The organism is Ponticaulis profundi, assembly GCF_042659465.1.
Lineage (GTDB): Bacteria > Pseudomonadota > Alphaproteobacteria > Caulobacterales > Hyphomonadaceae > Ponticaulis > Ponticaulis profundi.
This window is the reverse complement of sequence record NZ_JBHSSW010000004.1, coordinates 273497-299147: the sequence shown is the minus strand read 5'-3', so window position 1 is coordinate 299147 and position 25651 is coordinate 273497. Positions and strand designations below refer to the sequence as shown.

Genomic DNA, 25651 nt, shown 5'->3' with positions numbered 1-25651 from the left:
TCCGATTGGCTTGCGCCCTACTCCCTGACGAAAATAAGGGAGGAAAATTTGACTTACGCACCATTTGATCTGACGGGTAAAGTTGCCCTCGTCACCGGCGGAAACCGGGGTATCGGTTATGGTATGGCTGAGGCCCTGGCTGCTTCCAATGCCCATGTCGCCATCTGGGGACGGAATGCGGAAACGAATGCTGAAGCCGTGTCCACGCTATCCGAACTTGGCGCAGGAACGGTGAAAGCCTGGTCTGTCGACGTTGCCGATGAAGACGCTGTCGTCAAAGCCATGGCCGAAACGAATGAAGCCTTTGGGCGTCTCGATAGTGTGATCGCCAATGCTGGTGTTGGCTTTGGCGCGCCATCCTTCATCGACATGGATACCGAAACCTATCGCAAGAATATGCGCGTCAATCTCGATGGCGCTTTCTGGACTCTGCGTGAAGCGGCGCGCTGCATGGTCGAACGCGCCAAGGCAGGTGATCCGGGCGGCTCGCTCGTTGGTGTGGCATCGCTTGCCGCCATCGAGGGCGCAGCCCGCAACGAAGCCTATGCAGCGACCAAGGGCGGTCTGATCTCAATGCTGAAGGCGATTGCGGTCGAGTATGCACGTTACGGCATTCGGGCAAACGCCATTCTGCCAGGCTGGATCGCGACAGACATGACCAGCTATGCGCAGGGCAATGATACGTTTGAAAACAAGGTCATCTCCCGCGTACCGGCGCGCCGCTGGGGTGAACCAAAAGATTTTGGCGGCGTTGCCGTCTATCTGTCATCAGATGCGTCCAGCTATCACTCAGGTGACTCGCTGCTTGTCGATGGCGGATACGCGATCTTCTGATAACTCGTGATCGTCGCACGAAAAAAGGCACCTTCCTGTGAAGGTGCCTTTCTTGTTTTCAGAAGCCTTTTCCGATTACTCGGTTGGCTCCTCAGTCATTTCTTCTTCAGCAGCGTCAGCGGCTTCTTCTGCTTCTTCAGCAGCGTCATCGAGAGCTTCTTCAGTTTCAGCAGCGGCATCTTCGAGTGCCTCTGCAGACTCATCCATTGCCTCTTCTGTTGCTTCTGCAGCGTCGTCCATTGCTTCTTCAGCTTCAGACGTCATTTCCTCTGCAGGCGTTTCGACTTCTGCAGGTGCTTCAACTTCAACTTCTGTTTCTTCCGATGCTGGCGCACATGCCGCAGCGAGACCGGCTGCCATAACGGCGATAACCAAACGTTTCATGATAACCCCTTCTTTCCCAATGGCCGATTCACGGCTATGCCTGTATTCATCACATTTTTGCGTGATCGTCACGAGACATAAATTTAAGCATGGCAATGAAACCGCGAAAAATGGTGGTTTTGAGCCAAAAAAGTGCAAGAGGGAGAACAATATGGGCTTGAAGACACGGCTGAATAGCTTGTTGGATATCCAACATCCTATCATGCTGGCAGGCATGGGTGGGGTATCTTATGCCGAGCTGGTCGCCGCGATGTGCAGCGCTGGCGGGTATGGCGTTCTGGGTATGGCGGGAACATCGCCAGAGTTCATCGACGCGCAAATGAAAAAAGTTAAGACGCTGACAGACAAGAAGTTTGGCGTCGATCTGCTGGCTGCAGACCCGAAAAGCCTCGAAGCCTCTGTCGACGTGATCATCGAAAACGGCGCCGATAGCTTCGTTGCAGGTCTCGGCGTTCCAATGCCAATCATGAAGAAGCTCAAGGACGCTGGCGTCAAAGTCATGGTTGTCGGCGGCGCTGTGAAACACGCAATCAAGGCCGAGGAAGCCGGTTGTGACGCTGTTATCCTGCAAGGCGGTGAAGGTGGTGGACATACCGGCCTTGTCGGCACCCTGCCCCTCGTTGCACAGGCCGTTGAAGCGGTCGACATTCCGGTCATTGCTGCTGGCGGCATTTATGACGGTCGCTGTATTGCTGCGACGCTTGCACTCGGCGCTGTTGGCGTCTGGATGGGCACCCGCTTCATTGCGTCTGAAGAAGCCCACGCTGCCAACATGTACAAGCAGGCGGTCGTTGGCGCATCTGACATCGATACGACCCGTACGCGTTGCTATTCTGGCAAGCCAATGCGTTGCCGCACCAATGATTATATTCTCGATTGGGAAGCCCGTCCGGAAGATATCATGCCGTTCCCGCAGCAGGCGGTTCACTCTAATCAGGTCGACGTGATTGGTGGGATTGGTGGCGTCACAGACGAAGCGCGCCTCAGCATGGACAAATCCTGCTTTGCCATGGGCCAGTCTGCCGGTGGCATCAAAAAGGTTCAGAGCGTCCAGGAAATCGTCAACGATCTGGTTGCTGATGCGGAAGCTGCGATCAAATCATCCAGCAGCCTGCTCGCTTAACGCACGCGAACTTCAAACGATTATGCCGCCGCGAGGATCCTTTCGCGGCGGTTTGTCTTTTTCATCTGTCGATTTTTTCTCAGCCGCTCGTTCGGCATCCTTGCGGAGCACATAATCCATCTTCTGTGCTGCAAGCTGTTTGATATCCGGCTCGCGGGTACCAATCGGGACAGGAAAGCGAACCTCCCGTCCCGTCTTTTCATCAATCGCAATGACTTCGAGTGCCTTATCGGTGACAGGCATGACCTCAATCAGGATGCTGCCCCGCTCCGCACTCATATGTGGCGCTTAGGCGGCTTTCGGCAGACCGAGCTGCTTCCAGATTGCAAGCAGAGCTGCCACCAGATCATCCATCATGGCCTCGGTGTGCACCGGTGAAGGCGTGAAGCGCAGGCGCTCTGTGCCTTTCGGGACCGTCGGATAGTTGATCGGCTGAACATAAACGCCAAAGTCAAACAGCAGCGTGTCAGAGAGCGCCTTGCAGCGTTCCGGATCACCGACCAGAAGCGGCACGATGTGCGTCTCGGATTCCATCAGTGGAAGACCTGCGTCACGGAATTTCTGCTTCAGCATCTCGGCTTTGGCCTGATGCTCTTCGCGCAGACGGCGTCCCTCGTCAGAGCGGAGCTTCTTGACGCTCGCCAGAGCGCCCGCTGCCATGACAGGGCAAGTCGACGTCGTGAAGATGAAGCCGGGTGCCATGGACCGGATGGCATCAACCACCGATTCGTCAGACGCGATATAGCCGCCCATCACGCCATAAGCCTTCGCAAGCGTGCCTTCGATGATGTCGATACGGTCCATCACGCCATCGCGCTGCGCAACACCTGCACCTTCATGGCCATACATGCCGACCGCATGCACTTCGTCCATATAGGTGATGGCATTGAACTCGTCCGCCATGTCGCACAGCTCTTCCAGAGGCGCGATATCGCCATCCATGGAATAGACCGACTCAAAGGCGAAAACCTTCGGGCGGTTCGGATCGTCGTTTTCGACGAGCGCACGCAGATGGCCCATATCATTGTGACGGAAAATCCGGCGGTCACATTTGGCCCGGCGAATACCCTCGATCATGGAAGCGTGGTTCAGCTCATCGGAATAGATGATCAGATCCGGCAAGATGCGTGACAGCGTCGACAGCGTCGCTTCGTTCGACACATAGCCAGATGTGAACAGCAGGGAGGCTTCCTTGCCATGCAGGTCAGCCAGCTCGCGCTCCAGATCAACGTGAAAACGTGTCGTACCAGAGATGTTGCGCGTACCACCGGAACCAGCACCAAAGGAATCAACCGCCTCATGCATGGCATTGATGACATCATCATCCTGACCCATGCCGAGATAATCGTTCGAGCACCAGACGATAATGTCTTTCTCACCGTGATCGAAACGTGCAGTCGCACGCGGGAAAGAACCACGATGTCGCTGCAGATCGATGAAGACGCGATAGCGACCCTCGTCACGGATGGTGCTGATCGCATTCTCGAACGCTTCAATGTGTTTCATTTTTCTCTTCGCCTCGCGGACGGTGCTGTCTGTCTGAGCACCATTTCGTGCCTGACATTAATCAAAACCATCCAAAAATAAAAAGAGCCCTTTCGCCGCAGAGGCTGAGGGTCGCAGTCAATTATGTCTAATTTGCCACACTCGCGCAACAGAAATCTGTTTTTAAAGCATTTTTATGCAACCGATAGAATTTATCTATCGTGACATTCGGCTTTTCCGAAATGAAATTCCTGCAGAAAAGACAGTTCAACGGTCCTGCCGCACTGAAAACACGTCCATTTTTTGTGGGTTTTGCACAAACCGGTTGAATTTCATCGATCAAAAAAGGCTTGCTGCAAACTTTCAATGTTAGCGTTCTCCACTGGAATGGGAGACTTTTCATGCGGAATCGTTTGGTCGTCATGTTGTGCGCACTTGCATTGGCACCTGTGTCATATGCTCAGAATGCGTCAGATATCGCCAGCGTTCAGAGCGGACATGACTGCGAAGGCTGCAACCTCTTCCAGGCCGAATTGTCCTATCGTGATCTCGAAAAGGTCAATCTGTCTGGTTCACGCCTGCGTCAGGCGGATCTCAGCCTCTCCACAATGAACGATGCGAATTTCCGCGCGGCAAACCTCTCTGTTGCGAATCTGTTTGCCGGGCGTTTCACCAGCGCTGATTTCCGCGACGCAGACCTGTCGCAGTCGAATATGGTCGGCGCCTATTTCGGCAGTGCTGACTTCCACGGTGCCAAACTCGCTGGCGCAAATGTGTCAGGTGCCGAAATGGCAACGGCCAAAGGACTGACACAAGCGCAACTCGATCAGGCATGTGGCGATGAAGCGACAGAATTACCTGAAGGACTGCGCATCCCATCTTGCCGGAAGCTGCTTCGCCGATAAACTCAGAATTCGGACGGCTTACAAGGATTTAAGTCGATCTGAATTCGTTAAGAGTCTATTTGAGCACTATGCGTTTTTCACATCTCGTTCCTTGTTTGATCCTTGCAGCGCTCAGCACGCCTGCCTTCGCCTTTCCAGGACAAGAAAAACCAACCGTCGTTATGCTTCAGCGAAGCATTGGTGGCATGATCAGCGGCTCTGATCTCACGCGTGCCAATTTCAATGGCCGCATTCTCCGCAATGCCAGCTTTGTCGACAGTGACCTCACCCGCTCATCCTTTGAAGGTGCACTTGGTCAGAACGTTCGCTTTGTGGATACAGACATGCGCGGTACGAACTTTTCTCATGCCCGCCTCGAAGACGTCGCCTTCATGAATGTGAAGCTCGACGAAGCGCGCTTTCGCGATTTTTCCTCGCAGAAAATGGCGATGCGGACCGTAGACGTCACGCGCTCAGATCTTCGCCGCACGCATTTCGAGGGTGCGCAATGGACGGATGTTCGGATCACGCAGTCAGACATGTCTGATCTTCGGCTGACAGCAGCCCGGCTCAACGATGTCGCGTTTGAACATGTCTCATGCGCCGATGGCGATTTTTCCTCTGCCAATCTGAATGATGTTGAGTTCCGCAACACCAACCTCTCCGGCGTTGCTTTCATCAGCAGTGTTCTCAACGATGTCCGTTTTGTTGATGTCACCGCCCGCGACACGCAATTTCAGGATTCGCGCCTGAACGACGTCTCCTTCGTTCGGACAACGGGGCTTTCGACGGAGAGCTTTGTTGGTGCTTGCGGATATGATGTCCACGGCCTTCCCGATGGCGTCGTCCTGCCACGCTGCTAATACGTCCTGACACCTACATATGAAAAAGGCTGCGAATAAATCCGCAGCCTTTCAACATTGATTGCACCGGTTTAATTCAGCGCGCACCGTAACGGTCATCGATCTCCTTTGCTCGCTCAGCCGCCTTTTCAGATGACTTCTCTCTTTCGCGCTTCGCTTGCTCAGCTTTTGCAATCGTCAGATTGACCTTGTTAATTCGCGCGGCAAGCTGACGTAGATTGTCCGCCGCAGCCCCCGGCTTGCCGTTCATGGCGTTGTATACCGCCTGCGACAGATCAGAGAGACTGCGCTTCATTGTGTTGTAATCACCTTCTTCCATCGCAAGCAGATCATTCTGCGAGAGAGTTTCGACCCAACTTAGAAAGCGGCTACCCTTGGCATAGACCGTATGTGCATCGGCCTCGCCCCACGCGCCCTTATGTTCGTTGAACATTTGACGCCATTGCTGAAACTCAGTCAAAGGTTTTGGCGTTTCTGCCAGAGCTGGAAGTGTGAAGATCGCCAACAATGCGGCCAATAATAACTTTCTCATATGCGTCCCCTGTAAAAAAACGTCATTTCGACCATGACGCGCCCACGTCCAACTGCGGGCGCACTTCAATCGAAACTTACGTAAAAATGACAAGGAACAACATTCAAATCCAGTGCGAAAAGCAGCAAAAAGCACTGATTTTTATATATTTATTTGCACGTCGGAGTGTCCTGTGAGCCGAGCGTTTTACGTGTGTTCGGATTCAGGAATTCCGCGATGAGACTTTTCGTTTTGACGCTTTAGCCTCTTCCGCCTCGATATGCGGTGCGTAGGTGCGAATGGCCTGTTGAAGCTCGGCGAGCTTGTCTCGCATCAGAAGATCAATATCTGGGGTATCAAGTTCAGCGGTCGGACGCCCGAACAGAAAACCTTGTCCCACCGTGCATCCGAGCTCCCTGAGCTGACGTGCAACCTCTTCTGTTTCAACACCTTCAGCCGTCGTCTCCAGCCCCAGGCTGCGGCCAAGCGAGATCATCGCATCGACAATCTTGCGGCTGTCTTCTGTGTCTGACATCGAAAGTACGAACGACTTGTCGATCTTCAACTTGTCGAATGGCAATTCCTGCAAATGATGCAGACTGGAATAGCCTGTGCCAAAGTCATCAAGCGCAATGCGCATGCCGCAATCTTTGAGTTTTCGAAGGACATCGCGTGCAGCATCGATATCCTGGATCAGAGAGTTTTCCGTGACCTCCACCTCAAGGCGGGATGGCGTGAATCCGACCTCATTCAGGACACGCATGAATTTGTCACTCAGCTCAGGGTCACGCAGCTGCACAGGCGATACATTGAGCGAAAGATAAATACCCTTATCGGGCCAGTCCGCAGCCTCCAGGCAGGCCTGCCGCAGCATATGGAGCGTTAAATCGCCAATCAGCCCTGTGTCCTCCGCGATGGGAATGAACACACTTGGTTCGATTTCGCCTTCGATCTCGTGAGTCCAGCGGGCCAGAATTTCATAGCCCTCATGGCGACCTGTGCTGAAATTGATGAAGGGCTGAAAATAGGGCCGAATCTCATCCAGCTGAATCGCCTGGCGCAAATGCAGTTCCAGTTTCGCGCGTTCAACGATCTTCTGATTCATATCGACTTCGAAGAAGCGATAAGCGCCGCGTCCGGCATCCTTGGCACTGTAAAGGGCCAGATCCGCGTTGTTTAGAAGCTTGTCGCCCGTTTCGTCTCCGTGGGAGACCGCAATGCCGATACTCGCACCAATACGGCAAGTAATGTCGTCAATCTCGAACGGCGCCTCGAGCGCCTTCAGAATGCGTGTCGCCAGCCTGGCTGGATCATCTTGTTTCTGGTCGTGGATACGCGCCAACAAGGCAAACTCGTCACCCCCAAGTCGGGCAAAACAATCATGTGCTCGGATAAGCTCGCCAACCCTTTCAGCGATCGCCTGAAGCAGGCGGTCACCGACAGCATGGCCATAAAGGTCATTGACCGGTTTGAACCGGTCCAGATCAATCATCAGAACAGCAAATGACAGATTACTGCGAGACGTCTCCGAGACGGCTTCCTGCAGACGCTCATTGAAGTGACGACGGTTCGCCAATCCTGTGAGCGCATCGTTCATCGCGAGTTCCTGAAGACTCTGTTCGGCCTGCAGACGCTCGCGCATCTCGGCACGCATGCGCCGATACATTTTGAAATAAAACAAGCCGCTTGCGACGGCCAGATTCGTGAGAACCATAAAGATCTCATCGAGTTCCCAGGCCTCATGAGATTCGGAAAAGCTGTGGAACTGTTCGAAGATATCAAGTTCGGCACTAAGGAAGAAAACGCAAACACAGCTGATAACAATCAGCACGACATCGCTGATTGCTTTTCGATTCCAGGCAGTCCACCACCGCCAGAAGCTCTCAAACCGTGACTTCATTCCTTTGATTATCCTGCACTTCTTTTGGGCAAGACTAGCTGAACACGAATAATTCGGTCTTAACGTCTCAGCTTGAATTTTTAAGCACTTCCGCTGGGTAAGGTCGCATTGCGCGCGGTATGGGTGGGAACCATTTCACCCCGCTGCACTTTCATTCAATGGATTGAAACGGTTTAATCGCCGCAGGAATCATCCAGAGGGATTTGGGGTCACCATGGAAGAACTATTTACGACGTCAGGGTTGTTCACCCTGCTGATGCTCTTTTTGCTGCAAGCCGTTCTGGGCTTCGACAATCTGCTGTATATCTCAATTGAATCAAAGCGCGTCGGTGAAGAAGGCGGCAAGGCAAGTCTTGTCCGGCGCTGGGGCATCGGACTGGCCATCCTGTTCCGGATTGTGCTGCTGGTCATCATCGTGAATCTTTTCACCTTCCTCGCAGCGCCATTCCTGACCATTCCCTGGACAGGCATCTTCGAAGCAGAGTTCAATCTGCAAAGCCTCGTCACATTGTTTGGTGGTGGCTTCATCATCTATACGGCGATGAAAGAGATTTCGCATCTGCTCGCTGTCGATCCACTTGAACATGCTGAGCATGGTGAGAAAAAGTCTGTCGTTCAGGCCATTATCCTGATTGTGACCATGAATGTGGTGTTTTCCTTCGACTCCATTCTGTCGGCGATGGCGATTGCCAACACCCGGACAGAAACGGGCGAGATTGAATATCAGGTCTGGATTATGGCTGTCGCGATCATCCTGTCAGGCATTGGCATGATCCTGCTGGCTGACCGCGTATCCGAATTCCTAAAGCGCAACAGAATGTACGAGGTGCTCGGCCTGTTCATTCTGTTCATTGTAGGCGCCCTTCTTGTCTCAGAAGGAGGCCACCTTGCGCACATGAAGATTTTCGGTTTCGAAATCCACGCCATCGAGAAGTCCACCTTCTACCTGGTGATCTTCGTTCTGGTTGTCACCGACATCATTTCCACCCGTTACCAGAAAACCCTGTGGGCTCAGCGCGAGGCGGAGATACGTCGTAAGGTTGACACTCTGGCAGCCGCAGAAGGCATCAAAACGAGTGGGCGGAGCGAGTAGACGAGCTGGGAGCAACATTTGAGATCCTCCTGAGATCTGAGTTTGGGAAGAAAGAGTTATTGTTGTGAATATGAGAGCTGATGGATTGTTGATCGATCAGCTCGCCCTTCCCCCCGGAAGCAATTCACTGCGAAGCTGAATCTGGATCAGATCGGCATACGCAGGATCTCCTGATAAGCTGAAATAACAGAATCACGGACAGAGACCACGGTTTCCAGTGTGGCTTCCGCTGCCGCAACGGCGGTCACCACATCAACCAGATCAGCGCGCCCGGTAGCGGCCTGAACCATAGCTGTTTCAACCGTTTGTCCGGCTTGAGACGTTGTATCCACCGCTTGCGTGAGCAGCTTGCCGAAGCCTGCCTCGCCGACATCCGGCATCGACGAATTGCCCTGATCGGCAATTGCTTTTGCGGTGTTCATGTATGCGCGCGCAGCGCCTAAAGAATCAATCGCCATGATCTAATTGCCCCCGGCCACTAACGACGCAGAAGATCCAGCGCGCGATTGATCATCGTGCGGGACCCCTCAATGATGTTCAGATTGGCCTCGTACGTGCGTTGCGCCTCGCGAATGTCTGCGAGTTCGACGAGTGTCTGAACGTTAGGAAGTTTCACATAACCCTGCGCATCAGCGGCCGGGTGTGTCGGGTCGTACTCGACCGGAAAAGCGGACATATCGTCTGAGGCCCGCGTCACTTTCACGCCGTTTGCGCCGGTTTCACGATCCAGCACTTCTTTGAAGACCGGAACGCGGCGGCGATACGGATCGCCACCCGGTACATCCGCCGTTGTGTTCGCATTTGCGACGTTTTCGGCAGCCAGGCGAATACGGGTTGTCTGTGCACGCAGGCCTGTGGAGGCAGCAGCCAGAGCAGAATAAAGATCTGCAGACATGTGTTCGTCCTCTCTTCACCATGCCGGGCGCCAGGCACCGACGAAACCTCTATTGTGGTTTGCGCGCCGCCATGCGGATCATCGACAAACCCTTCTGGTACAAGCCGATGGCCGCATCGAAATCCGTCCGGATCTGATTCAGCTTCAGCATTTGTTCCTCAACCACCACGGCATTGCCATCCATGGTCACTTCGCTATCCGGCTGTGCCACCGTCTGGACATTCGGGGATGCTGGGGGGCTTCCCTTCAGGTGCTGCGACGATGTGGTTGCCAGTCCGACCCGTCCGACTGACGGATTCTGATAGCGGGACACGCTCCGCTCGAACGTCGTCATATCGACATCTTCGGGGACGTATCCGGGGGTGTTTGCGTTCGCGACGTTTTCCGCAACGGACTTCTGGCGCTGCCCCAGCATGTCGAGGCGCGACGTCAGAAGATTGAAAGCGGAAAGGTCACTCGGCAATTTCATACCGGTAAAATACTGCCGAGTTGGTTAATGTCCTTTTAAGAACAAATCGTCGTTTCGGTTAAGACCTCTTTAACCCGCCCGGTCCGGGTGGTAGTAATCGTAACAGGAATTTGCCAGAGATTCGGGTGTCATGGACGAACTGTCTATCCTACGCAGCGTTGCCGCGCTCCTGATCGTTCTCGCACTCTTGGCGGGCCTTTTCTGGGGATTACGACGCTTCTCGGGCCTCACACCAAATACAGAGAATAAATCAGATCTGAAGGTCACAAGCTGGCGCCCCTTTGACGGGCGACGCCGACTCGCCGTCATACGTTGGGGAGATGAAGAACACCTCGTTCTGACCGGCCCGACTGGAGATACGCGCATTTCATCCCGCAAGCTCGCCGCTCAGAACGCTGCCCCCGAAACCCCGGAGGATCTGTCGTGAAGCTATTTGGCTCATGCCTTCTGGCAGGACTGATATGCCTCGGCCTCCCCGCTTTTGCGCAGGAAGTCACCGTTGATCTCGGGACAGGTGCGGGGCTGAACCGGAATATCGTTCAGCTTATTGCTATCATTACTGTTCTCAGTCTCGCCCCGTCGATACTGGTCATGACAACAAGCTTTGTGCGGATCGTTGTGGTTCTGTCACTGTTGCGCACCGCGATTGGTCTGCAGCAAAGCCCGCCGAATGCGGTGATCATCTCACTGTCGTTATTCCTGACAGCGTTCGTAATGGCACCGACATTCAGCACCGCCTATAATGATGGCATCGAGCCCTACATGGCGGAGGCCATTGGCGTCGAAGAGGCCGTGCCTCGCACGCTTGCGCCCATCAAAGCCTTCATGGCAGAGCACGCCAATGAAGCCGATGTCGAGCTCTTCGTCGGCATGGCGAATGTGGAGGAGCTGCCTGATACCATGGCTGAGCTTCCTTTTGAGGTGATCGCCCCAGCCTTCATGATTTCCGAACTGAAGCGCGCGTTTGAAATCGGCTTCATGATCTTTCTGCCGTTTCTGATCATCGACCTCGTGGTCGCATCCATTCTGATGAGCATGGGTATGATGATGCTGCCACCGGTGACCATCTCCCTGCCCTTTAAACTGATCTTCTTTGTGCTGGTCGATGGCTGGCGATTGCTGACAGGCTCTCTGGTCGAGAGCTTTGTCGCCGGACCACCGCCCGGCGGCTAACCATCAGCTTGCGCGCGCCCAAAGCGCCTTTAATTGCGCAGCAGTTTCATCCGACTTTTCAATGAGCCCCCAATGGCCCGTATCCCGAAGGATATGCAGCGGAAAGCCCCACATTTTGTGGAAACGCTCAGCCACATCCATTCCCACAAATGGGTCGTGCTCGCCCCAGAGCACCATGCCGCACTCTGGCAGGTTTTTGAGGTCATCAACCCAGGAACCACGAAAATTCAGTCCCGCGGCTGAGCGATAGAGCTTCACGATGGAGCTGCGCATGCGCTTGTCAAAATACGACACATCGTGATCGGCTATCTCTTTCGGCATGCCTGCATCAATCAGGCTCTGCTTCATGTCCATGAAAGACGACAGAAACATGCTCACTTCACCCAGAACAGGCGTCGCCCAGGTTCTGGCCATGCGGTGGCCTGAATATTCGCGATCAATAAGGGCGTTGGCGACCGCAAAGGAACGGATCAGATCTGGCCTCAGACTGCACGCGCGTAGCGTCAGCAAAGCGCCCCAGTCATGGCCGACAATGTCTATCGGTCCACCCGATGCCTGAACGGCCTGCTCAAGCTGCGTGATGAGCCAGTCTGTGTAGGCTTCTTTTGTGCAGGAAAAGCCGGAAGGAATGTCGCATCCGAACCCCGGCAAAGCAGGGGCGAAATATTCCGATTGTGACAGCCCGAGAGATGAGATCAATGGCTGCCACATGAAGGGGGTATCGGGAACCCCGTGTACGAAAACGACCGTCATGTTCCCTCCCCATCAGATTGTGCGCTGCCTCTATTCGAGATCTTCTTTCAGCACGGTCATCTGGAATTGATAGGATGTTTCACCTTCTTCCTCAATCCGGAAGAGCAAGGCGATGAATTCACTACCAAGATAAACTTCGAGGGAATCGGAAGCTTTATCGCGTGAAACAACGCGGATATCTGAATTCAGTTGTTTCTTCAGATATGCTTCTACGCGCTGAGTTTCTTCAGGGCTCATGGGCTGTCCTTTCTGATTTCGCACCTGTCATTACAGGTGAAACAGCGGAATAAAAAGCATTGACCCGACGATTCGCCGGGTCAATCACTTCGCTATCCTGTCAGATAACGCTCATTCATGGCCTTCGTTGAAAAAATTCTGTTCCATCTGCTTGGCCGCGCCCATGCATGGACCAGACACAGGCTTGGCCGGTACGCCTGCCACGGTGCATTCCGGAGCCACTTCCTTGAGAACAACGCTGCCAGCACCGATCAATGCGCCATCACCGATTTTGATATTGCCGAGCACTTTCGCGCCGACACTGACCAGAACGCCATTTCCGATTTTCGGGTGACGGTCTTCAAATTCCTTGCCGGTACCACCGAGCGTCACACCTTGCAGAATTGAGCAGTCATCGCCCACGACCGCCGTCTCGCCAATAACGATGCCCGTTGCATGGTCGAGCATGACACCTGACCCGATTTGCGCAGCCGGGTGAATATCAACGTTGAAAAGCTCTGAGGATCTCGACTGGAAGAAAAAGGCGAGCGTGTCCCGGCCTTCATTCCATAGCCAATGCGCGAGACGGTGCGTCTGCAGCGCCTGAAACCCCTTGAAGAACAGGAAAGGCTGAAGGAAAGAGCGACATGCCGGGTCGCGCTCCATAACAGCGCTCATATCGCGCTCGGCGGCTTTCGCCAGCCCGGGATCCGATTCATATGCATCTTCAAAGATTTCACGAATCTGAAGTGCGTTCATCTCTGTGCTGGAGAGCTTTTGTGCCAGATAATAGGATAAAGCGTCCTGCAAATGATCATGCGTAAGAATGGCGGCATTCAACAGGCTGGCCAGAGTTGGCTCTTCAGCAGCACTCGCAGCAGCCTCAAAACGAAGGCGCGCCCAAACAGGCGCCGTCGCGCCCGGCGACCCAGTTTTCCTGGAATCGCGGATTTCTGTCGAAGCTTCAGCGGTCATAAAGACCTCCCTCTTGGACGGCAGCGCCGTCAACGTGCCAGAAAAGCGTTAGCAATGTATTCCGGCAATTTTCCAATATTGGCGAGCCTGTATGCGTTTAACAACATAACATGGGTAAACAAGTCCGTGATTTCACCCTTGTCCATCATGTCCATGACATCACGAACATGCACACGGCGCACGGCCAGATCCTCCGTCTGATCAGGCTCTCCCGCACATGGCGACAAACCATATGCGAGAAATGCATACCCAACTTCATCCGTGATGGAATTTGAAAAATGTGCGTTCTCCATCAGGGGAATATAGTGGTCGGCCGCCAGATTCGTTTCCTCTGCCAGTTCACGTTTCGCCGCGTCGAGCGGTGCTTCCCCAAGCGGGCCACCACCTTCTGGTAGCTCCCAGGAATAAGCGCCGAAGCAAAAGCGATCCTGCCCAACCAGATAAGTAAAGCCGTCTTCGTCGACCGGCAAAACACCAATGGCGTGCTGTTTGAAGTGCACCTTGCCATAGATGGTTTCATGACCGGTCGGCGCAACACACTCATAATGGTGAACACTAAGCCAATTGGTTTCGTAGACTTTCTGCTCGCTGAGCACTTTCCAGCCTGTCTGAGCGGTCATGCCAAAGCCTTGTTCGCCGTTCCAACATCCTTTTCTGAATGACTCGTCTTTTGCTTATGACCAAGCACAAATACGGCGGGTGCGAAATAAAGTGCCAACAACGCTGAACCGCCGACACCGATTGAAATCGCACTGGCCAGAGGCAGCCAGAACATGTCTCCCGTTAGGATCAGCGGCACAAAGCCCCCCATTGTCGTGAGAGTCGTCGCAACGATATGGCGCGTTGCTTCAACAATCGTATCGATCTGCGCCTGGCGGTCGCCTTCCATGCAGGCCGGATTGGCCTTCAGCGCCGAGAGCACGACAATCGTGCCATTGATGGAGATACCAAGCAGTCCCATTGCACCGATGATCGCATTGAAGCCAAACGGCAAACCAAATGCCCAGACGCCAATGAAAGCCAGTCCGATCGACAGAAAGCCCGCACTGAGCACCAAAGCTGACATCCGGAATGAGCTGAAAACGAGCGCAACGCAGCCCGCCATGGCGATTACAAGTGGAACCGCCGTTCCCAATAGATTGCCCACAGCATTGCCCCGTTCGGCGGCTTCACCGCCCAGAACGATGTTATAGCCGGGCGGCAATTGAAAACCCGATTGATCAAGCCGCGCCTGGAAGTCTTCAAAGACGGGCGCAGGCAAGACATACGGATCGAGAGAGGCCCGGATCATATTTGTTCGCTGGCCATCCTTGCGGGTAATGATCGAAATCTCCGGTGTAATTTCGAGCGAACCGAGCGCCGACAATGGAGCACCAAGACCGCCATCCGGACCGACGCCTACGCGCTTGTCTTTCAAGCTCTCCAGCGTTCCGCGGCGGTCATCTGGTGCGATCACACGGACCGGAATTTCCTCAACGCCTTCAAGCACGCTGCCCGCAAACAAACCTTCCAATTCCGCGCTGATTTCCTGCGCAAGATCCTGCAGGCGCACACCGGCGAGTTCGGCTGATGTTTCATCGGCATTGAAGCGGATTTTCGGCGCTCCGACCTCCATGGTCGCCCAGGTGTAAGTCACGCCCGGTGTTTCGGACAGAATCGTACGCAACTGATTGCCCAACCGGTCAAGCGTGCCGATATCAGACCCTGTCAGATAAAACTCAATCGGTGAGTTTACCGGCGGCCCTTGCTCGAACGGCAGCGCAAGGAAGCGCGCATCTGGAAAGCTCGCCCGTAACTCACGTTGCAGCATTGGCAGGATTTCATGCGTTCGCTCAACCGATTCGAGCGTCACCCAGCCGGAGGCGAGCCCGGTCACACCATTCTGCAGATTAAACGCATTGTAGTAGACGCGCGGCGCGCCCTCGCCGATCACCCAATGGACATCCTCAACACCCGGATAGCTCCGGATGAGTTCCGTTGCCTGCTCCGTCAGCGTGACCGTGTCATAGATGGATGCGCTTGTTGAAAGCTGCACATCCAGTTGAAGCTGGTTGCGTTCAGTCTGAGGGAAGAACTGGCTGGGAAGTACCACAATGGCCAGATAGAAACCGAGGAAAGACAGCGCCACGCTGATCCCAATCGGCACATATGGCATGCGCAAGGAGTGCTTGAGGGACCAGCGGTAACCTTCTGAAAGATTTGGGAAACTGATACCATCCCGCCACCATCGTGGCTTTTCACCGACACGTCGATCTCGGTCAAACCAGCCCGCAAAAGCAGCGACGATCGTCATTGCCACGAAGAATGACGAACAGACGGCGAAGGTGACCGAAACGCCAATCATGCCGACAAACTCACCCGCGCTGCCAGGCATCAACGCGATGGGCGCAAACGCAAATGCGGTCGTCAGAGTCGATGCGAGAAGCGGGCCAAACAAGTGCCCAAGAGACTGTTCCAGCGCTTTCATACGGCTGGCACCTTTGGCGCGCTTGAGGTCGAATTCATCGACCACAACAATGGCATTATCGATCAGCAAACCAAGCGCAATCACGAGACCTGTCACCGACATTTGGTGCAATGGCATGCCAAATATCCGGAACAGGATGAGCACCAGACAGACCGTCAGGGGCAAAGCCGAACCAACAATCAGAGCGGCCCGCCAGCCCATGAAAATGAACAACACAACGAAAACGATAAGGGCTGAGAACACGAGATTCTTAGCCAGTCCGTTCAGGCGCGCTTCTGTGTACTCGCTCTGATCGAACACGACATCTACACGCAGCCCTCGAGGCAAGGTCTGGCGAAATTCTTCAACAATGTCGCGCGCGCCAGCCGCCCAGAGGTCGACGCGGTTATCGGCCTCCACATAGGCCCCAACCATGATAACCGGCTGGTTGTTAACCCGCGCCATCACAGCTGGCGGCGTTTGCTCTGTCTTTCGAACATCTGCCACATCGCCGACCCGGATCGCTGTACCGTCATCTCTCTGTATCAGAGGCACAGACCGAACGCGGGCAATGGATTCAAATTCACCTGCGATTTCGAGGCCGAGGTTAGAGGATTCATTACGAAGCTGCCCTGCCGGAGCTTTTGCATCTGCCCGGGCGATCAGACCGGCCGCCTGCTGCGCACTCAGCCCTGTGGCTGCCAGTTTATCCGGATCAATGACGACGCGAATTTCTTCGGTCACTTCACCAAAGATCTCGGTTTCCTCTGTGCCGGGATAGTTCTGGAAACGATCTTCCAGCTCTCCGGCTAGGCGGTTCATGACAGCGAGCGGCGGTTCGCCCTCGCCAACCCAGCCAATGGCAACAGCCAGCGTAGTGGCACCGACATATTGTCTTTGAACATAAGGTTCACCGACGCCTGCAGGCATTTGGGACTTTGCCAGCTCGACCTGCTGGCGGATAAGCGTCCAGCCTTCTTCGACTTCCGACTGACTGATATCCTCACGCAGACTGATGCGGATTTGCGAAACGTTCGGACGGGATGTCGAAATCAGCTCGTCAATTTCGGTTAGTTCCTGCAGCGCGCTTTCAAGCGGCTCGGTGACAAGAGCTTCAATCCGCTGAGCGTCGGCACCGGGAAAATAAGTAAGCACATACCCATAACGCTCAACGAGGGTCGGATCCTCCTGACGTCCGAGATTGAGCAAAGCCCCGATCCCGGCGGCCAGAATGATCAGCACCGTCAGAATGGTCAGATGGGCCTTGCGATAGAAAAGCGTCGCCAGAGACATATTCAGCCCTCACCGCGTGCGTCAGATGAGGTGGTCACCGGCGTTACGAGCATTCCGGGCGTCAGGCGGTGAAGGCCATCTCGCACGAAGACATCTCCGTCCTGCAACGCGCCTCGGACAAAGGCTCTTTCAGCTTCAGAATGGATAAGATCGACGAGACGCTTTTCGATCCGATGGTGCGCACCATCTTTCATGACGACATAGATCGCCCAAAGACCACGATCTGACTCTGTCAGAGCGGTCACCGGGACCCACATGCCTGACTGCTCTATGGCTTGCTGCGTTTCAAGACGCGCTACGCTGCCCGGCGAAATACCTGCATCTTCCGGCACGTCGAAGACAGCCGTCATTGTGCGCTGATTGGTTTCGATGATGCCCGTCAGTGTGCGAAGGCGGGCCGAAAAGCTCTGCGCTTCGACACGGATAGGATAGTCTGAACCTACGCTAAGCCGCGAGGCAACGTCGAGCGGCAGGCCGACCGAGATCTCAAGCACGCCATCTTCGACGACTTCCAGAACCGGCTGTCCGGGCGGGGCAATCTCGCCCTCATCCATGAAACGCCGGGTCACGACACCATCGAAAGGGGCATCAAGGTGAGAAAGCGCGATCCGAACACGCAGGTTTTCGGCCTGAGCCTGCGCTGCCAGAAGGCGTGCTTCCGCAGAGGCCGCCTGAGCTGAGGCCTCATCAAAGCTTTGCGAGGCAAGCAAGCCCTTCTCCTCAAGGATGGTCTGGCGCTCGACGGTGGCATTGGCCAGCTTCAGAGCGGCTTCGGCTTCGCGAATATTGGCGAGAGAGGCATTCAGCTGCGCTTGCAGGGAGCGAGTGTCGAGTTTCGCCAGCGTCTGTCCGCGGCGCACTTTGTCGCCAACATCGGCTGCGATGTCGACCAGTCGGCCACCTGCCTCAAATCCCAGAGAACTCGACCTGCGCGCTGTCACCAATCCGGTATATTGTTCCTGTATATCGAAAGCAGAACTGGCGCGCACTTCGCCAACACTCACGGAAATCGGGTCCGGTGCATCATGTGCGATGTTCACGGCGCTCGTCTCGCCGCGCTGTGAAAGAATGAAGATGATCACAGCCAGGATGGCCGCGCCAATCGTCGCGAGGAAAATTATCCCTCTGCTCAATCGCGGCGCAGATTTGTCACGTGAACCCATAAATGCCTCCCAGCTGGTGAGAGTACATGTACTTCAGAAAACACCGTTTGAAAAGTGAACGGTGTTCATTATTGCGAATTTGGGAAGGATTTCGCGCTCAGGCAGAGAGGCCGCGTGCAAGGAGATCGGCATGGAACTGGATGAACTGATCGCGCGAAACGGGCCGACCACCAATGTCCATTTCACCGAACCCCGGGATATGGATCATCAACAGAGCAAGGCCGTGCATACTGGACCAGAGCGACTTCGCCGTCAGGTCTCGCGGCAGATCCCTTCGGAACAGCCCTGCTTCCACCCCCTGATTGACCTGATCCAGCAATGCTTCATAGGCTTTCATGCGACTGGATTCTGGACAGGCCTCCTTAAATGCAGGCGCTGGATCACCCTCCTCATCCAGACTTGAAAATGCAGCGATATAGTGGTGCGGCCGCTCTATGGCTGTGTGGATATAGGTTTCCACACAATCGCGAATGATACGCTCTTTCGGTCGATCCGGATTGGACGTGACTTCCTCAATGCGCTTGATGAGGCGTTCGAAAAATGCCTCCTTCAGACAGGTCATCAATTCCGTCTTCGACGCAAAATACTTGTAGATTGCCGATGGCGAATAATCGATTTCATCTGCCAGACGACGGATGGACAGCCCTTCCGGCCCCTCTTCGCGAAACACGCGTTCAGCCGCATCGATGATTTCATCGCGCACACGTCTACGGCGGCGCTCTGCAGGCGTTTCGAGAAGATTTGTCTCAGATGTGGTTTCGCTGGTGGACATTGATATCGACATTACCCAGTTATTTATCGAGTTTTGAATGCTGACAACAAAAAAGTGAACAGCGTTCTCCAATTGAAAGAGGAACAGATGGTCTTTGCCAAATTCAACCTGCCCCAAGCCGACGCACAATTGCCGGCGCCTGGTACAAATGGCCTGAGCCCAACCGAGTTCCTTTCGACCCGGCGCTCAACGCCGGTCAAAACCATGAACCCTGATAGCGCCGCACCATCAGATGATGAGCTGCAGGAAATGCTTCAGGCCGCCATGCGTGTGCCCGATCATCGCAAGCTCGGTCCCTGGCGGATCATCATATTCAAGGGTGATGCGCGTTCGAGGTTTGGTCAGATTTTAAAAGAACGACATGCTGAGCTCAATCCGGATGCCAGCCCTTCCTCACTGGACGAAGAGGCCAATAGACTCCTGCGCGCACCGCTCTGTCTGACCGTGGTATCCTCCCCCGATCACAGCCACAAAACGCCGGTTTGGGAGCAGGAATTGTCGGCAGGCGCGCTCTGCATGAACCTGCTCTATACGGCCCATGCTGCCGGATACGGCGCCTGCTGGATCAGCGAATGGTGGGCCTTCGACAAGGAAATCGATCGCAAGCTCGGCCTGAAAGACGGCGAGCGCGTCGCCGGACATATCTTTATTGGCGAAAGCCGGATGGGTCTGTTTGAACGCCCAAGGCCTAATTATTCAGATCGGGTCACACACTGGGATGAGGCTTCCGCCTAGCCCCTTCCGCGATATGGCGCGACACCGGTTTCGGGAACCCAGAGGCCCTCCGGAACCGGCCCAGATTGCCAGAAAACATCAATCGGAATGCCGCCACGCGGATACCAGTATCCTGCGATACGGAAATAGCGCGGCTCCAGAAGCTCCATCAGGCGCTTTGCAATATAGATCGTGCAATCCTCGTGAAAGGCACCGTGATTGCGAAACGACTGAAGGAAAAGTTTCAGACTTTTCGACTCCACCAGATGTTCATTCGGCGCGTAGTCGATGACAATATGCGCGAAATCTGGCTGACCGGTCACAGGACAGATCGATGTGAACTCCGGCGCAACAAAGCGCGCGCAATATAGCATGTCAGGATGCGGATTAGGAACACGCTCCAGCGTTGCTTCCTCAGGCGTTTCAGCCGCTTTTGCGTCCGAGCCAAGCTGCCCCAGTCCGGTATAGATTTCTTCGGCCATTCTTCTTAGCTCCGCACCAAAAGAACCATATAGACGAGATAACCAAGCAGCAGCAGAGCCCCTTCCCAGCGCGAAATTCGTTTTCCCGAAAATGCGAACAGGAATAACAGCATGACTGAAATGCCCAGAGCGCCCAGATCACGCGTCAGATTGATTTCGTCCATGGGCAGGTTGAACGGCATGATACCGGCCGTAACGCCCAAAATGCCAAACACATTGAATGTGTTGGAGCCAAGAACATTGCCCAGTGCGACATCAGGCTTTTTCTTCAGGGCTGCGATTGTGCACGTCACAAGCTCTGGAAGACTGGTACCGATCGCCACGACAGTGATACCGATAACGGTCTGCGAGAGCGCAATGCTCTCAGCCAGTTCAATACAGCCCTCGATGAGGAACCGCGCACCGAAAATGATGCCAGCCAGACCGCCCAAGGCCATAGGTATGGACGCGTAAAGCGGTAAATGCCCATCCATGAGCTCAGCTTCATCGCTGTGCATATGGGCTGCCGTCTCATCCCCGGTTTCGGTTCGATCTGTCAAAAAGCTCGCGACGATAATACCAACCAGAATAACGAACAGAACAATGCCTGTAATGCGCGACGCAAAGCCATTGAAATAGATCAGAGCGGCAAGCGCGAGGGTCGCGCAGAGCATGAAAAATCCATCTCTGTACAGGGCTTTGGGATGGGAAATGATCGGATAAATTAGCGCTGTAACGCCAAGCACGAGCAGAATGTTGGCAACATTCGATCCAAGGACATTCCCGACCGCAATACCCGGACTGTTCTCCGAGACCGCATTCAGTGACGCCACAAGTTCCGGCGCCGATGTGCCGAAACCCACAAGCACCGCGCCGATGAACAGATCAGACACACCGATCTTGCGCGCCAGACCCACAGCTCCCCGGACAAGGACCTCGCCTCCAACGATCAGAAGCACAAGTCCGAAGGCGATATAGATCCACATCATTAGCATTACAGAAAACTCTCGAAAAACTGGCGCCCGTTATGGACGAGCAAGGCGTTTTCGCCAAGCATGTCAAAACTGCTTTGACGATAATTTGCAGTGGGAGGAAAGCTTATGGCCATTACAATCGATTTATCTGGTCGCGTGGCACTTGTCACCGGCTCTGCAACCGGACTTGGCGCCAGTCTGGCCCTGAAACTCGCACAAGCCGGTGCACATGTTATTCTGAACTATTCCAGAAGCGCGAAGGAAGCCGAAGCAACGGCTGATGAATGCAGAGCGCTGGGAGCGCAGGTGCAGGTCGTTCAGGCCGATGTTGGCGAAGACGCCGATTGCAGGAAGCTGGCAGACGCTGCGTCCGGGCTGGGGCGACTAGACGTACTGGTCAACAATGCCGGCATTACCAAGCAAGTCCCGAATCACGCCGATCTGGAAGGCCTCAGCAAAGATGATTTCCTTCGCCTGTATGGCGTGAATGTTGTTGGCCCCTTCATGATCGTTCGTGCTTGCGAAAAATTGCTGCGGGCCAGTCATGAAAGTACGGGCGTGTCGGCGTCGGTATTAAATGTTTCATCCATTGCCGGCGTCACGGGCATTGGCTCGTCAGTCGCTTACGCTGCCAGCAAGGGCGCCTTTAATACAATGACACTGTCGCTCGCACGGGCGCTTGCCCCAGCCATTCGCGTGAACGCCATTTGCCCGGGCTTTATCGGTACGCGATGGTTCAAGGACTATATGGGCGACGAGAAGTATAGTGACTTTGAAGACACAGTTCGGAATGCAACACCCCTGCGACTCGCAAGCTCGCCGGATGATATCGCAGACGCTGGCTTCTTCTTTCTAACAGATTCAGCGGCCCATATCACCGGAGAAACCCTGATGGTTGACGCTGGGACGCATCTGGGATTCGCACCACTGACCGCACGTTAACGTTAAAGGTGCGTGATATTTTTCGCGCACGTTTTATGATCAGGCGTGCTTTTCATCTGCCCAGTGCTTAGGCAGAAAACCCCGCAATACGGTAGCCAAGACTTATCGTATTGCGGACACAAGCGCATCATCCCATTTCTCCATGGAGCGATCACGTCGTGTGAGGGGATCTTTTTTCAAAGCATCACATAAGCATGTCGTGACGCCCTCGCGCTCTATGAGTGCGGATATGAAAGTAATTGGGGAAACAATAAAATGATCCGGAAACTTCTTCTGGCTGGCGTCGCCGCTATGGCTGTTTCAGCACCTGCTGTTGCTGAAGTCAGTGGCAACGTCGCTCTCTCAACCGAGTATGTCTGGCGCGGTATCTCTCAGAGCAACGAAGATCTGGCTGTATCTGGCGGTTTCGACTTCTCTCAGGACATCTTCTACGTCGGCACCTGGGCATCGAATGTTGACTTCGAAGATCCAGACGACACGAACCTCGAGCTCGACCTGTATGGTGGTGTCGCCAGCGAGTTCGGAAACGGCGTAGGCTGGGACCTCGGTTTCATCTACTACATGTACCCATCTGCAGACTCTTCTGACCTCGACTTTGTCGAGCTGTATGGCGGTCTGTCGACTGAGCTTGAAAATGGTCTGGCTCTCGGTGGTTACCTGTACTGGGATCCAGATAACGAAACAGTTTACCTGGACACGTCTGCTGGTTTCGCTGTCACGGACAGCTTCGGTGTTGATGCAACACTCGGCGCTTACCTGGACGGTTTCGACGAGTACACAAACTGGAGCCTCGGCGCGACTTACTCTGCAGTCGGCCTCGACTTCGACCTGCGTTACTGGGGTAACGACGTTGATGGCGGCGGCGACATCGCTGACGACCGTATCGTCTTCACGATCGCTAAATCTCTCTAAGCGATCGACAGCCCGGTTTACTGAGCTTTTCGAAAGGCCGCACGGCAACGTGCGGCCTTTCTCTTTGACTGATCCTTCCGAGCGGCAACTGCGTACAGAACGGAAACTTCGGATGTTTCATGTTCAAAAGTCTCCAGCCTTCCTACACGGCCGTGATCGTCGGCGCTTTCGGCGGCATTGGCCGCGCAGTTTTCGACGCCATAAAGGTAGATCCGCACTGTGAAAAAATCTTCGGGCTATCACGCTCGAGCATACCTGCGATCGACTATGACACACCCCAGTCTCTCGAAGAGGCAGCCACTCAGATTAGCACTGAAGTTTCTTCCATAGATGTGCTGATCATCGCGACTGGTGCGCTCACCGCCCCTAATGGCACGCCCCCGGAAAAATCCGTATCTCAGCTTACAGCAGAAGCCATGGAAGAGATTTTCCGCATCAATACCATCGGCCCAGCTATAACGCTGAAGGCGTTTACGCCGCTTCTGGCGCGTGATCGACGAACGCTCACCGCTACGCTATCTGCCCGGGTTGGTTCTATCGGTGACAATGCGCTTGGAGGCTGGTTCAGCTATCGCGCTTCGAAAGCAGCCCTCAACCAGATCACGCATAGCGCTGCGATCGAGCAATCGAGGCGCAATGATCAGTCGGTATGTGTTGCCCTGCATCCAGGGACCATTGAAACCGGGCTCAGCAAACCTTACGCGCGTAACCGGTTCACACATTCCGCCGAAGCCTGCGCAACAAACCTTATTCAGGTTCTGGACACGCGCACGCCCGAGCAGTCTGGAGGCTTTTTCGACTATGCCGGCAAGGAGATTTGCTGGTGATCACGCGGAATCTGATCTTCATTCTGGGCGATCAGCTCAGTCGGTCTCTGCCAAACCTCATGAGTGCAGACCGGAAAAAAGACATCGTCTTCATGTGCGAAGTTGCCGAAGAAACAACTTATGTCCCGCACCATAAGCAAAAGCTGGTTTTCATTCTGTCCGCTATGCGCCACTTCGCAGAAGAATTGCGCGAAGACGGCTGGCAGGTTGACTATGTTAGGCTCGATGATGCGGACAATTCCGGCAGCTTCACAAGCGAGCTGACACGCGCTGTCAAACGGCATAAGCCCCAATCTGTTACGCTGGTTCATCCTGGCGAAAAGCGCGTTCTGGGCGATATTCAGCGCTGGCGCGACACCTCAGAGACTCCACTGAAGATTTATGATGACAATCGCTTTGTCACGGATCTGGCATTCTTCCAAAAATGGGCTGAAGGTCGCAAAACGCTTCGCATGGAATACTTCTACCGTGAGGTTCGGAAGGCTACGGGTCTGCTGATGCAGGGCGACGATCCGGCCGGCGGAGAATGGAATTATGATCAGGATAATCGAAAACCCGCCAGCGATGATCTATTCCTGCCAAAACGTTTGCGATTTGAAGCGGATGCCATAACGCGCGACGTCATCGACATGGTTGAAGATGAGTTCGCAGGTCATTTCGGCACCACGGAAGCCTTCGGCTATGCTGTGACGGCCTCAGATGCGGAGCGGGCGCTCGACCACTTTATCAAAGAAGCCCTGCCTTGTTTTGGCGACTATCAGGACGCCATGCTGTCTGGGCACCAATTCCTCTATCACAGCCTGATCTCACCTTACATCAATGCAGGCCTGCTCGACCCGATGAAGGCATGTCAGAAGGCAGAAGACGCATGGAAGGCTGGAAAGGCGCCGCTGAATGCCGTCGAAGGGTTTATCCGTCAGATCATAGGCTGGCGCGAATATGTGCGGGGCATCTACTGGACGAGCGAAGATAACTATACGCGCCAGAACGCGCTGAATGCGAACCGTCCCCTGCCCGGCTATTTCTGGTCAGCAGATACGAAAATGGCCTGCGTAAAAGCAGTCGTTGAACAGACCCGCGACCAAGCTTATGCCCATCATATTCAAAGGCTCATGGTGACAGGCGTCTTCTGTTTGCTTGCCGGGATTGATCCTCATGAAGTCCATGAATGGTATTTGTCGGTCTATGTCGACGCGTTCGAGTGGGTAGAGGCCCCAAATGTGATCGGGATGGCACTTTATGCCGACGGCGGAAAGCTTGGCTCCAAGCCATATGCGGCCAGTGGCGCTTATATCAATCGCATGTCGGACTATTGCGAGAGATGTCAGTACTCGGTCTCAAAGAAAACGGGAGAGAATGCCTGCCCCTATAATTCGCTCTATTGGGACTTTCTTATCCGCAATCGGGAAAGGCTGGAGAACAATCCACGCATATCGCGGAGCTATTCGACCTGGGACCGGATGAAAGACGACCGAAAGGCGGACTATCTGGCGACCGCCAAAGGCTATCTCGCGCAGATTGAACACCTCTGAGCACGATCACAAGACGCGTGAATGCCGACCAAATTCGCTGACGCGAATTGACAAATG

At 54.4% G+C, this 25651-nt stretch carries 29 protein-coding genes; 12 read left to right on the top strand and 17 right to left on the bottom strand.

Annotated elements, in window-relative coordinates; translation table 11 throughout:
• Positions 1-48: 48 nt before the first annotated feature.
• Positions 49-834, top strand: coding sequence for an SDR family NAD(P)-dependent oxidoreductase (locus ACFQDM_RS04745; RefSeq protein WP_377376155.1), 786 nt, complete (start codon positions 49-51; stop codon positions 832-834).
• Between the two features lie 75 nt (positions 835-909).
• Here ACFQDM_RS04745 and ACFQDM_RS04740 read toward each other — a convergent pair whose 3' ends face one another.
• A complete protein-coding gene (locus ACFQDM_RS04740) occupies positions 910-1218 on the bottom strand; it encodes a hypothetical protein (protein ID WP_377376153.1) in 309 nt (102 codons plus the stop codon).
• A 151-nt stretch (positions 1219-1369) separates the two neighbouring features.
• Here ACFQDM_RS04740 and ACFQDM_RS04735 point away from each other — a divergent pair, with 151 nt between their 5' ends.
• Complete coding sequence (locus ACFQDM_RS04735) at positions 1370-2341, top strand: NAD(P)H-dependent flavin oxidoreductase (RefSeq protein ID WP_377376150.1); 972 nt, start codon at positions 1370-1372, stop codon at positions 2339-2341.
• 12 nt (positions 2342-2353) lie between these two features.
• On the opposite strand, the gene ACFQDM_RS04730 is transcribed toward ACFQDM_RS04735, so the two are convergent.
• Positions 2354-2620: a DUF6898 family protein gene (locus ACFQDM_RS04730; RefSeq protein WP_377376147.1), complete on the bottom strand. Its 267-nt coding sequence runs from the start codon at positions 2618-2620 to the stop codon at positions 2354-2356.
• A 9-nt stretch (positions 2621-2629) separates the two neighbouring features.
• Positions 2630-3847 carry a 5-aminolevulinate synthase gene (hemA, locus tag ACFQDM_RS04725; protein ID WP_377376144.1) on the bottom strand — a complete coding sequence of 406 codons (1218 nt, stop codon included), beginning with the start codon at positions 3845-3847 and terminating at the stop codon, positions 2630-2632.
• Between the two features lie 380 nt (positions 3848-4227).
• On the opposite strand from hemA, the gene ACFQDM_RS04720 reads away from it, so the two are divergent.
• Both ACFQDM_RS04720 and ACFQDM_RS04715 read left to right on the top strand, forming a co-directional pair.
• A complete protein-coding gene (locus ACFQDM_RS04720; protein ID WP_377376141.1) occupies positions 4228-4731 on the top strand; it encodes a pentapeptide repeat-containing protein in 504 nt (167 codons plus the stop codon).
• Between the two features lie 161 nt (positions 4732-4892).
• Positions 4893-5573 (top strand): pentapeptide repeat-containing protein, encoded by a 681-nt coding sequence (locus tag ACFQDM_RS04715; protein WP_377376138.1) that lies wholly within the window; start codon positions 4893-4895, stop codon positions 5571-5573.
• 76 nt (positions 5574-5649) lie between these two features.
• On the opposite strand, the gene ACFQDM_RS04710 is transcribed toward ACFQDM_RS04715, so the two are convergent.
• Positions 5650-6198, bottom strand: coding sequence for a hypothetical protein (locus tag ACFQDM_RS04710; protein WP_377376135.1), 549 nt, complete (start codon positions 6196-6198; stop codon positions 5650-5652).
• Between the two features lie 109 nt (positions 6199-6307).
• Entirely contained in the window at positions 6308-7984 is a 1677-nt protein-coding gene (locus tag ACFQDM_RS04705) for a putative bifunctional diguanylate cyclase/phosphodiesterase (RefSeq protein ID WP_377376132.1), read from the bottom strand.
• Positions 7985-8198: 214 nt separating this feature from the next.
• Between ACFQDM_RS04705 and ACFQDM_RS04700 the strand changes: the two genes are divergently transcribed.
• Positions 8199-9077, top strand: a complete 879-nt coding sequence (locus ACFQDM_RS04700) for a TerC family protein (protein WP_377376129.1) — start codon at positions 8199-8201, stop codon at positions 9075-9077.
• 146 nt (positions 9078-9223) lie between these two features.
• Here ACFQDM_RS04700 and fliE read toward each other — a convergent pair whose 3' ends face one another.
• From fliE to flgB, 3 genes are read right to left on the bottom strand one after another with little or no spacing between them, the layout of a single operon-like run.
• On the bottom strand, positions 9224-9535 hold the full coding sequence (gene fliE, locus ACFQDM_RS04695) for a flagellar hook-basal body complex protein FliE (protein ID WP_377376126.1): 312 nt from the start codon (positions 9533-9535) through the stop codon (positions 9224-9226).
• Between the two features lie 20 nt (positions 9536-9555).
• Positions 9556-9972 carry a flagellar basal body rod protein FlgC gene (flgC, locus tag ACFQDM_RS04690; RefSeq protein WP_377376124.1) on the bottom strand — a complete coding sequence of 139 codons (417 nt, stop codon included), beginning with the start codon at positions 9970-9972 and terminating at the stop codon, positions 9556-9558.
• Positions 9973-10021: 49 nt separating this feature from the next.
• Entirely contained in the window at positions 10022-10441 is a 420-nt protein-coding gene (gene flgB, locus ACFQDM_RS04685) for a flagellar basal body rod protein FlgB (protein WP_377376121.1), read from the bottom strand.
• Positions 10442-10571: 130 nt separating this feature from the next.
• Between flgB and ACFQDM_RS04680 the strand changes: the two genes are divergently transcribed.
• On the top strand, positions 10572-10868 hold the full coding sequence (locus ACFQDM_RS04680; protein WP_377376120.1) for a hypothetical protein: 297 nt from the start codon (positions 10572-10574) through the stop codon (positions 10866-10868).
• Complete coding sequence (gene fliP / locus ACFQDM_RS04675; RefSeq protein WP_377376118.1) at positions 10865-11614, top strand: flagellar type III secretion system pore protein FliP; 750 nt, start codon at positions 10865-10867, stop codon at positions 11612-11614. Before ACFQDM_RS04680 ends, fliP begins: the two co-directional genes overlap by 4 nt.
• Before the next feature lie 3 nt (positions 11615-11617).
• On the opposite strand, the gene ACFQDM_RS04670 is transcribed toward fliP, so the two are convergent.
• The 7 genes from ACFQDM_RS04670 to ACFQDM_RS04640 all read right to left on the bottom strand — a co-directional run bounded on the left by ACFQDM_RS04670 (position 11618) and on the right by ACFQDM_RS04640 (position 19244).
• Positions 11618-12367, bottom strand: coding sequence for an alpha/beta fold hydrolase (locus ACFQDM_RS04670; protein WP_377376116.1), 750 nt, complete (start codon positions 12365-12367; stop codon positions 11618-11620).
• A gap of 30 nt (positions 12368-12397) precedes the next feature.
• Positions 12398-12604, bottom strand: a complete 207-nt coding sequence (locus tag ACFQDM_RS04665; protein ID WP_377376113.1) for a DUF3126 family protein — start codon at positions 12602-12604, stop codon at positions 12398-12400.
• Between the two features lie 111 nt (positions 12605-12715).
• Positions 12716-13558, bottom strand: a complete 843-nt coding sequence (cysE, locus tag ACFQDM_RS04660) for a serine O-acetyltransferase (RefSeq protein WP_377376110.1) — start codon at positions 13556-13558, stop codon at positions 12716-12718.
• 29 nt (positions 13559-13587) lie between these two features.
• Positions 13588-14178: an NUDIX domain-containing protein gene (locus tag ACFQDM_RS04655; RefSeq protein ID WP_377376107.1), complete on the bottom strand. Its 591-nt coding sequence runs from the start codon at positions 14176-14178 to the stop codon at positions 13588-13590.
• The gene (locus ACFQDM_RS04650) at positions 14175-17297 is read right to left on the bottom strand and encodes an efflux RND transporter permease subunit (RefSeq protein ID WP_377376106.1); all 3123 of its coding nucleotides are present in this window, start codon (positions 17295-17297) and stop codon (positions 14175-14177) included. Before ACFQDM_RS04650 ends, ACFQDM_RS04655 begins: the two co-directional genes overlap by 4 nt.
• A 2-nt stretch (positions 17298-17299) precedes the next feature.
• Entirely contained in the window at positions 17300-18460 is a 1161-nt protein-coding gene (locus tag ACFQDM_RS04645; RefSeq protein WP_377376103.1) for an efflux RND transporter periplasmic adaptor subunit, read from the bottom strand.
• A 97-nt stretch (positions 18461-18557) separates the two neighbouring features.
• Positions 18558-19244 (bottom strand): TetR/AcrR family transcriptional regulator, encoded by a 687-nt coding sequence (locus tag ACFQDM_RS04640; RefSeq protein ID WP_377376100.1) that lies wholly within the window; start codon positions 19242-19244, stop codon positions 18558-18560.
• Positions 19245-19319: 75 nt separating this feature from the next.
• Here ACFQDM_RS04640 and ACFQDM_RS04635 point away from each other — a divergent pair, with 75 nt between their 5' ends.
• The gene (locus ACFQDM_RS04635) at positions 19320-19967 is read left to right on the top strand and encodes a nitroreductase family protein (protein ID WP_377376097.1); all 648 of its coding nucleotides are present in this window, start codon (positions 19320-19322) and stop codon (positions 19965-19967) included.
• Here the strand turns inward: ACFQDM_RS04635 and queF are convergent.
• Together queF and ACFQDM_RS04625 are read right to left on the bottom strand one after the other, a co-directional pair.
• Complete coding sequence (gene queF, locus ACFQDM_RS04630) at positions 19964-20428, bottom strand: preQ(1) synthase (RefSeq protein ID WP_377376095.1); 465 nt, start codon at positions 20426-20428, stop codon at positions 19964-19966. The two genes, ACFQDM_RS04635 and queF, sit on opposite strands and share 4 nt — an antisense overlap.
• A gap of 5 nt (positions 20429-20433) precedes the next feature.
• Complete coding sequence (locus ACFQDM_RS04625; protein WP_377376092.1) at positions 20434-21402, bottom strand: calcium/sodium antiporter; 969 nt, start codon at positions 21400-21402, stop codon at positions 20434-20436.
• Between the two features lie 105 nt (positions 21403-21507).
• Here ACFQDM_RS04625 and ACFQDM_RS04620 point away from each other — a divergent pair, with 105 nt between their 5' ends.
• From ACFQDM_RS04620 to ACFQDM_RS04605, 4 genes are all read left to right on the top strand, one after another.
• Positions 21508-22323 (top strand): SDR family NAD(P)-dependent oxidoreductase, encoded by an 816-nt coding sequence (locus ACFQDM_RS04620; protein ID WP_377376089.1) that lies wholly within the window; start codon positions 21508-21510, stop codon positions 22321-22323.
• 255 nt (positions 22324-22578) lie between these two features.
• Complete coding sequence (locus ACFQDM_RS04615) at positions 22579-23235, top strand: TorF family putative porin (protein ID WP_377376086.1); 657 nt, start codon at positions 22579-22581, stop codon at positions 23233-23235.
• 119 nt (positions 23236-23354) lie between these two features.
• Positions 23355-24062 carry an SDR family NAD(P)-dependent oxidoreductase gene (locus ACFQDM_RS04610; protein WP_377376083.1) on the top strand — a complete coding sequence of 236 codons (708 nt, stop codon included), beginning with the start codon at positions 23355-23357 and terminating at the stop codon, positions 24060-24062.
• Positions 24059-25594, top strand: coding sequence for a cryptochrome/photolyase family protein (locus ACFQDM_RS04605; RefSeq protein WP_377376080.1), 1536 nt, complete (start codon positions 24059-24061; stop codon positions 25592-25594). Before ACFQDM_RS04610 ends, ACFQDM_RS04605 begins: the two co-directional genes overlap by 4 nt.
• Positions 25595-25651: the final 57 nt, after the last annotated feature.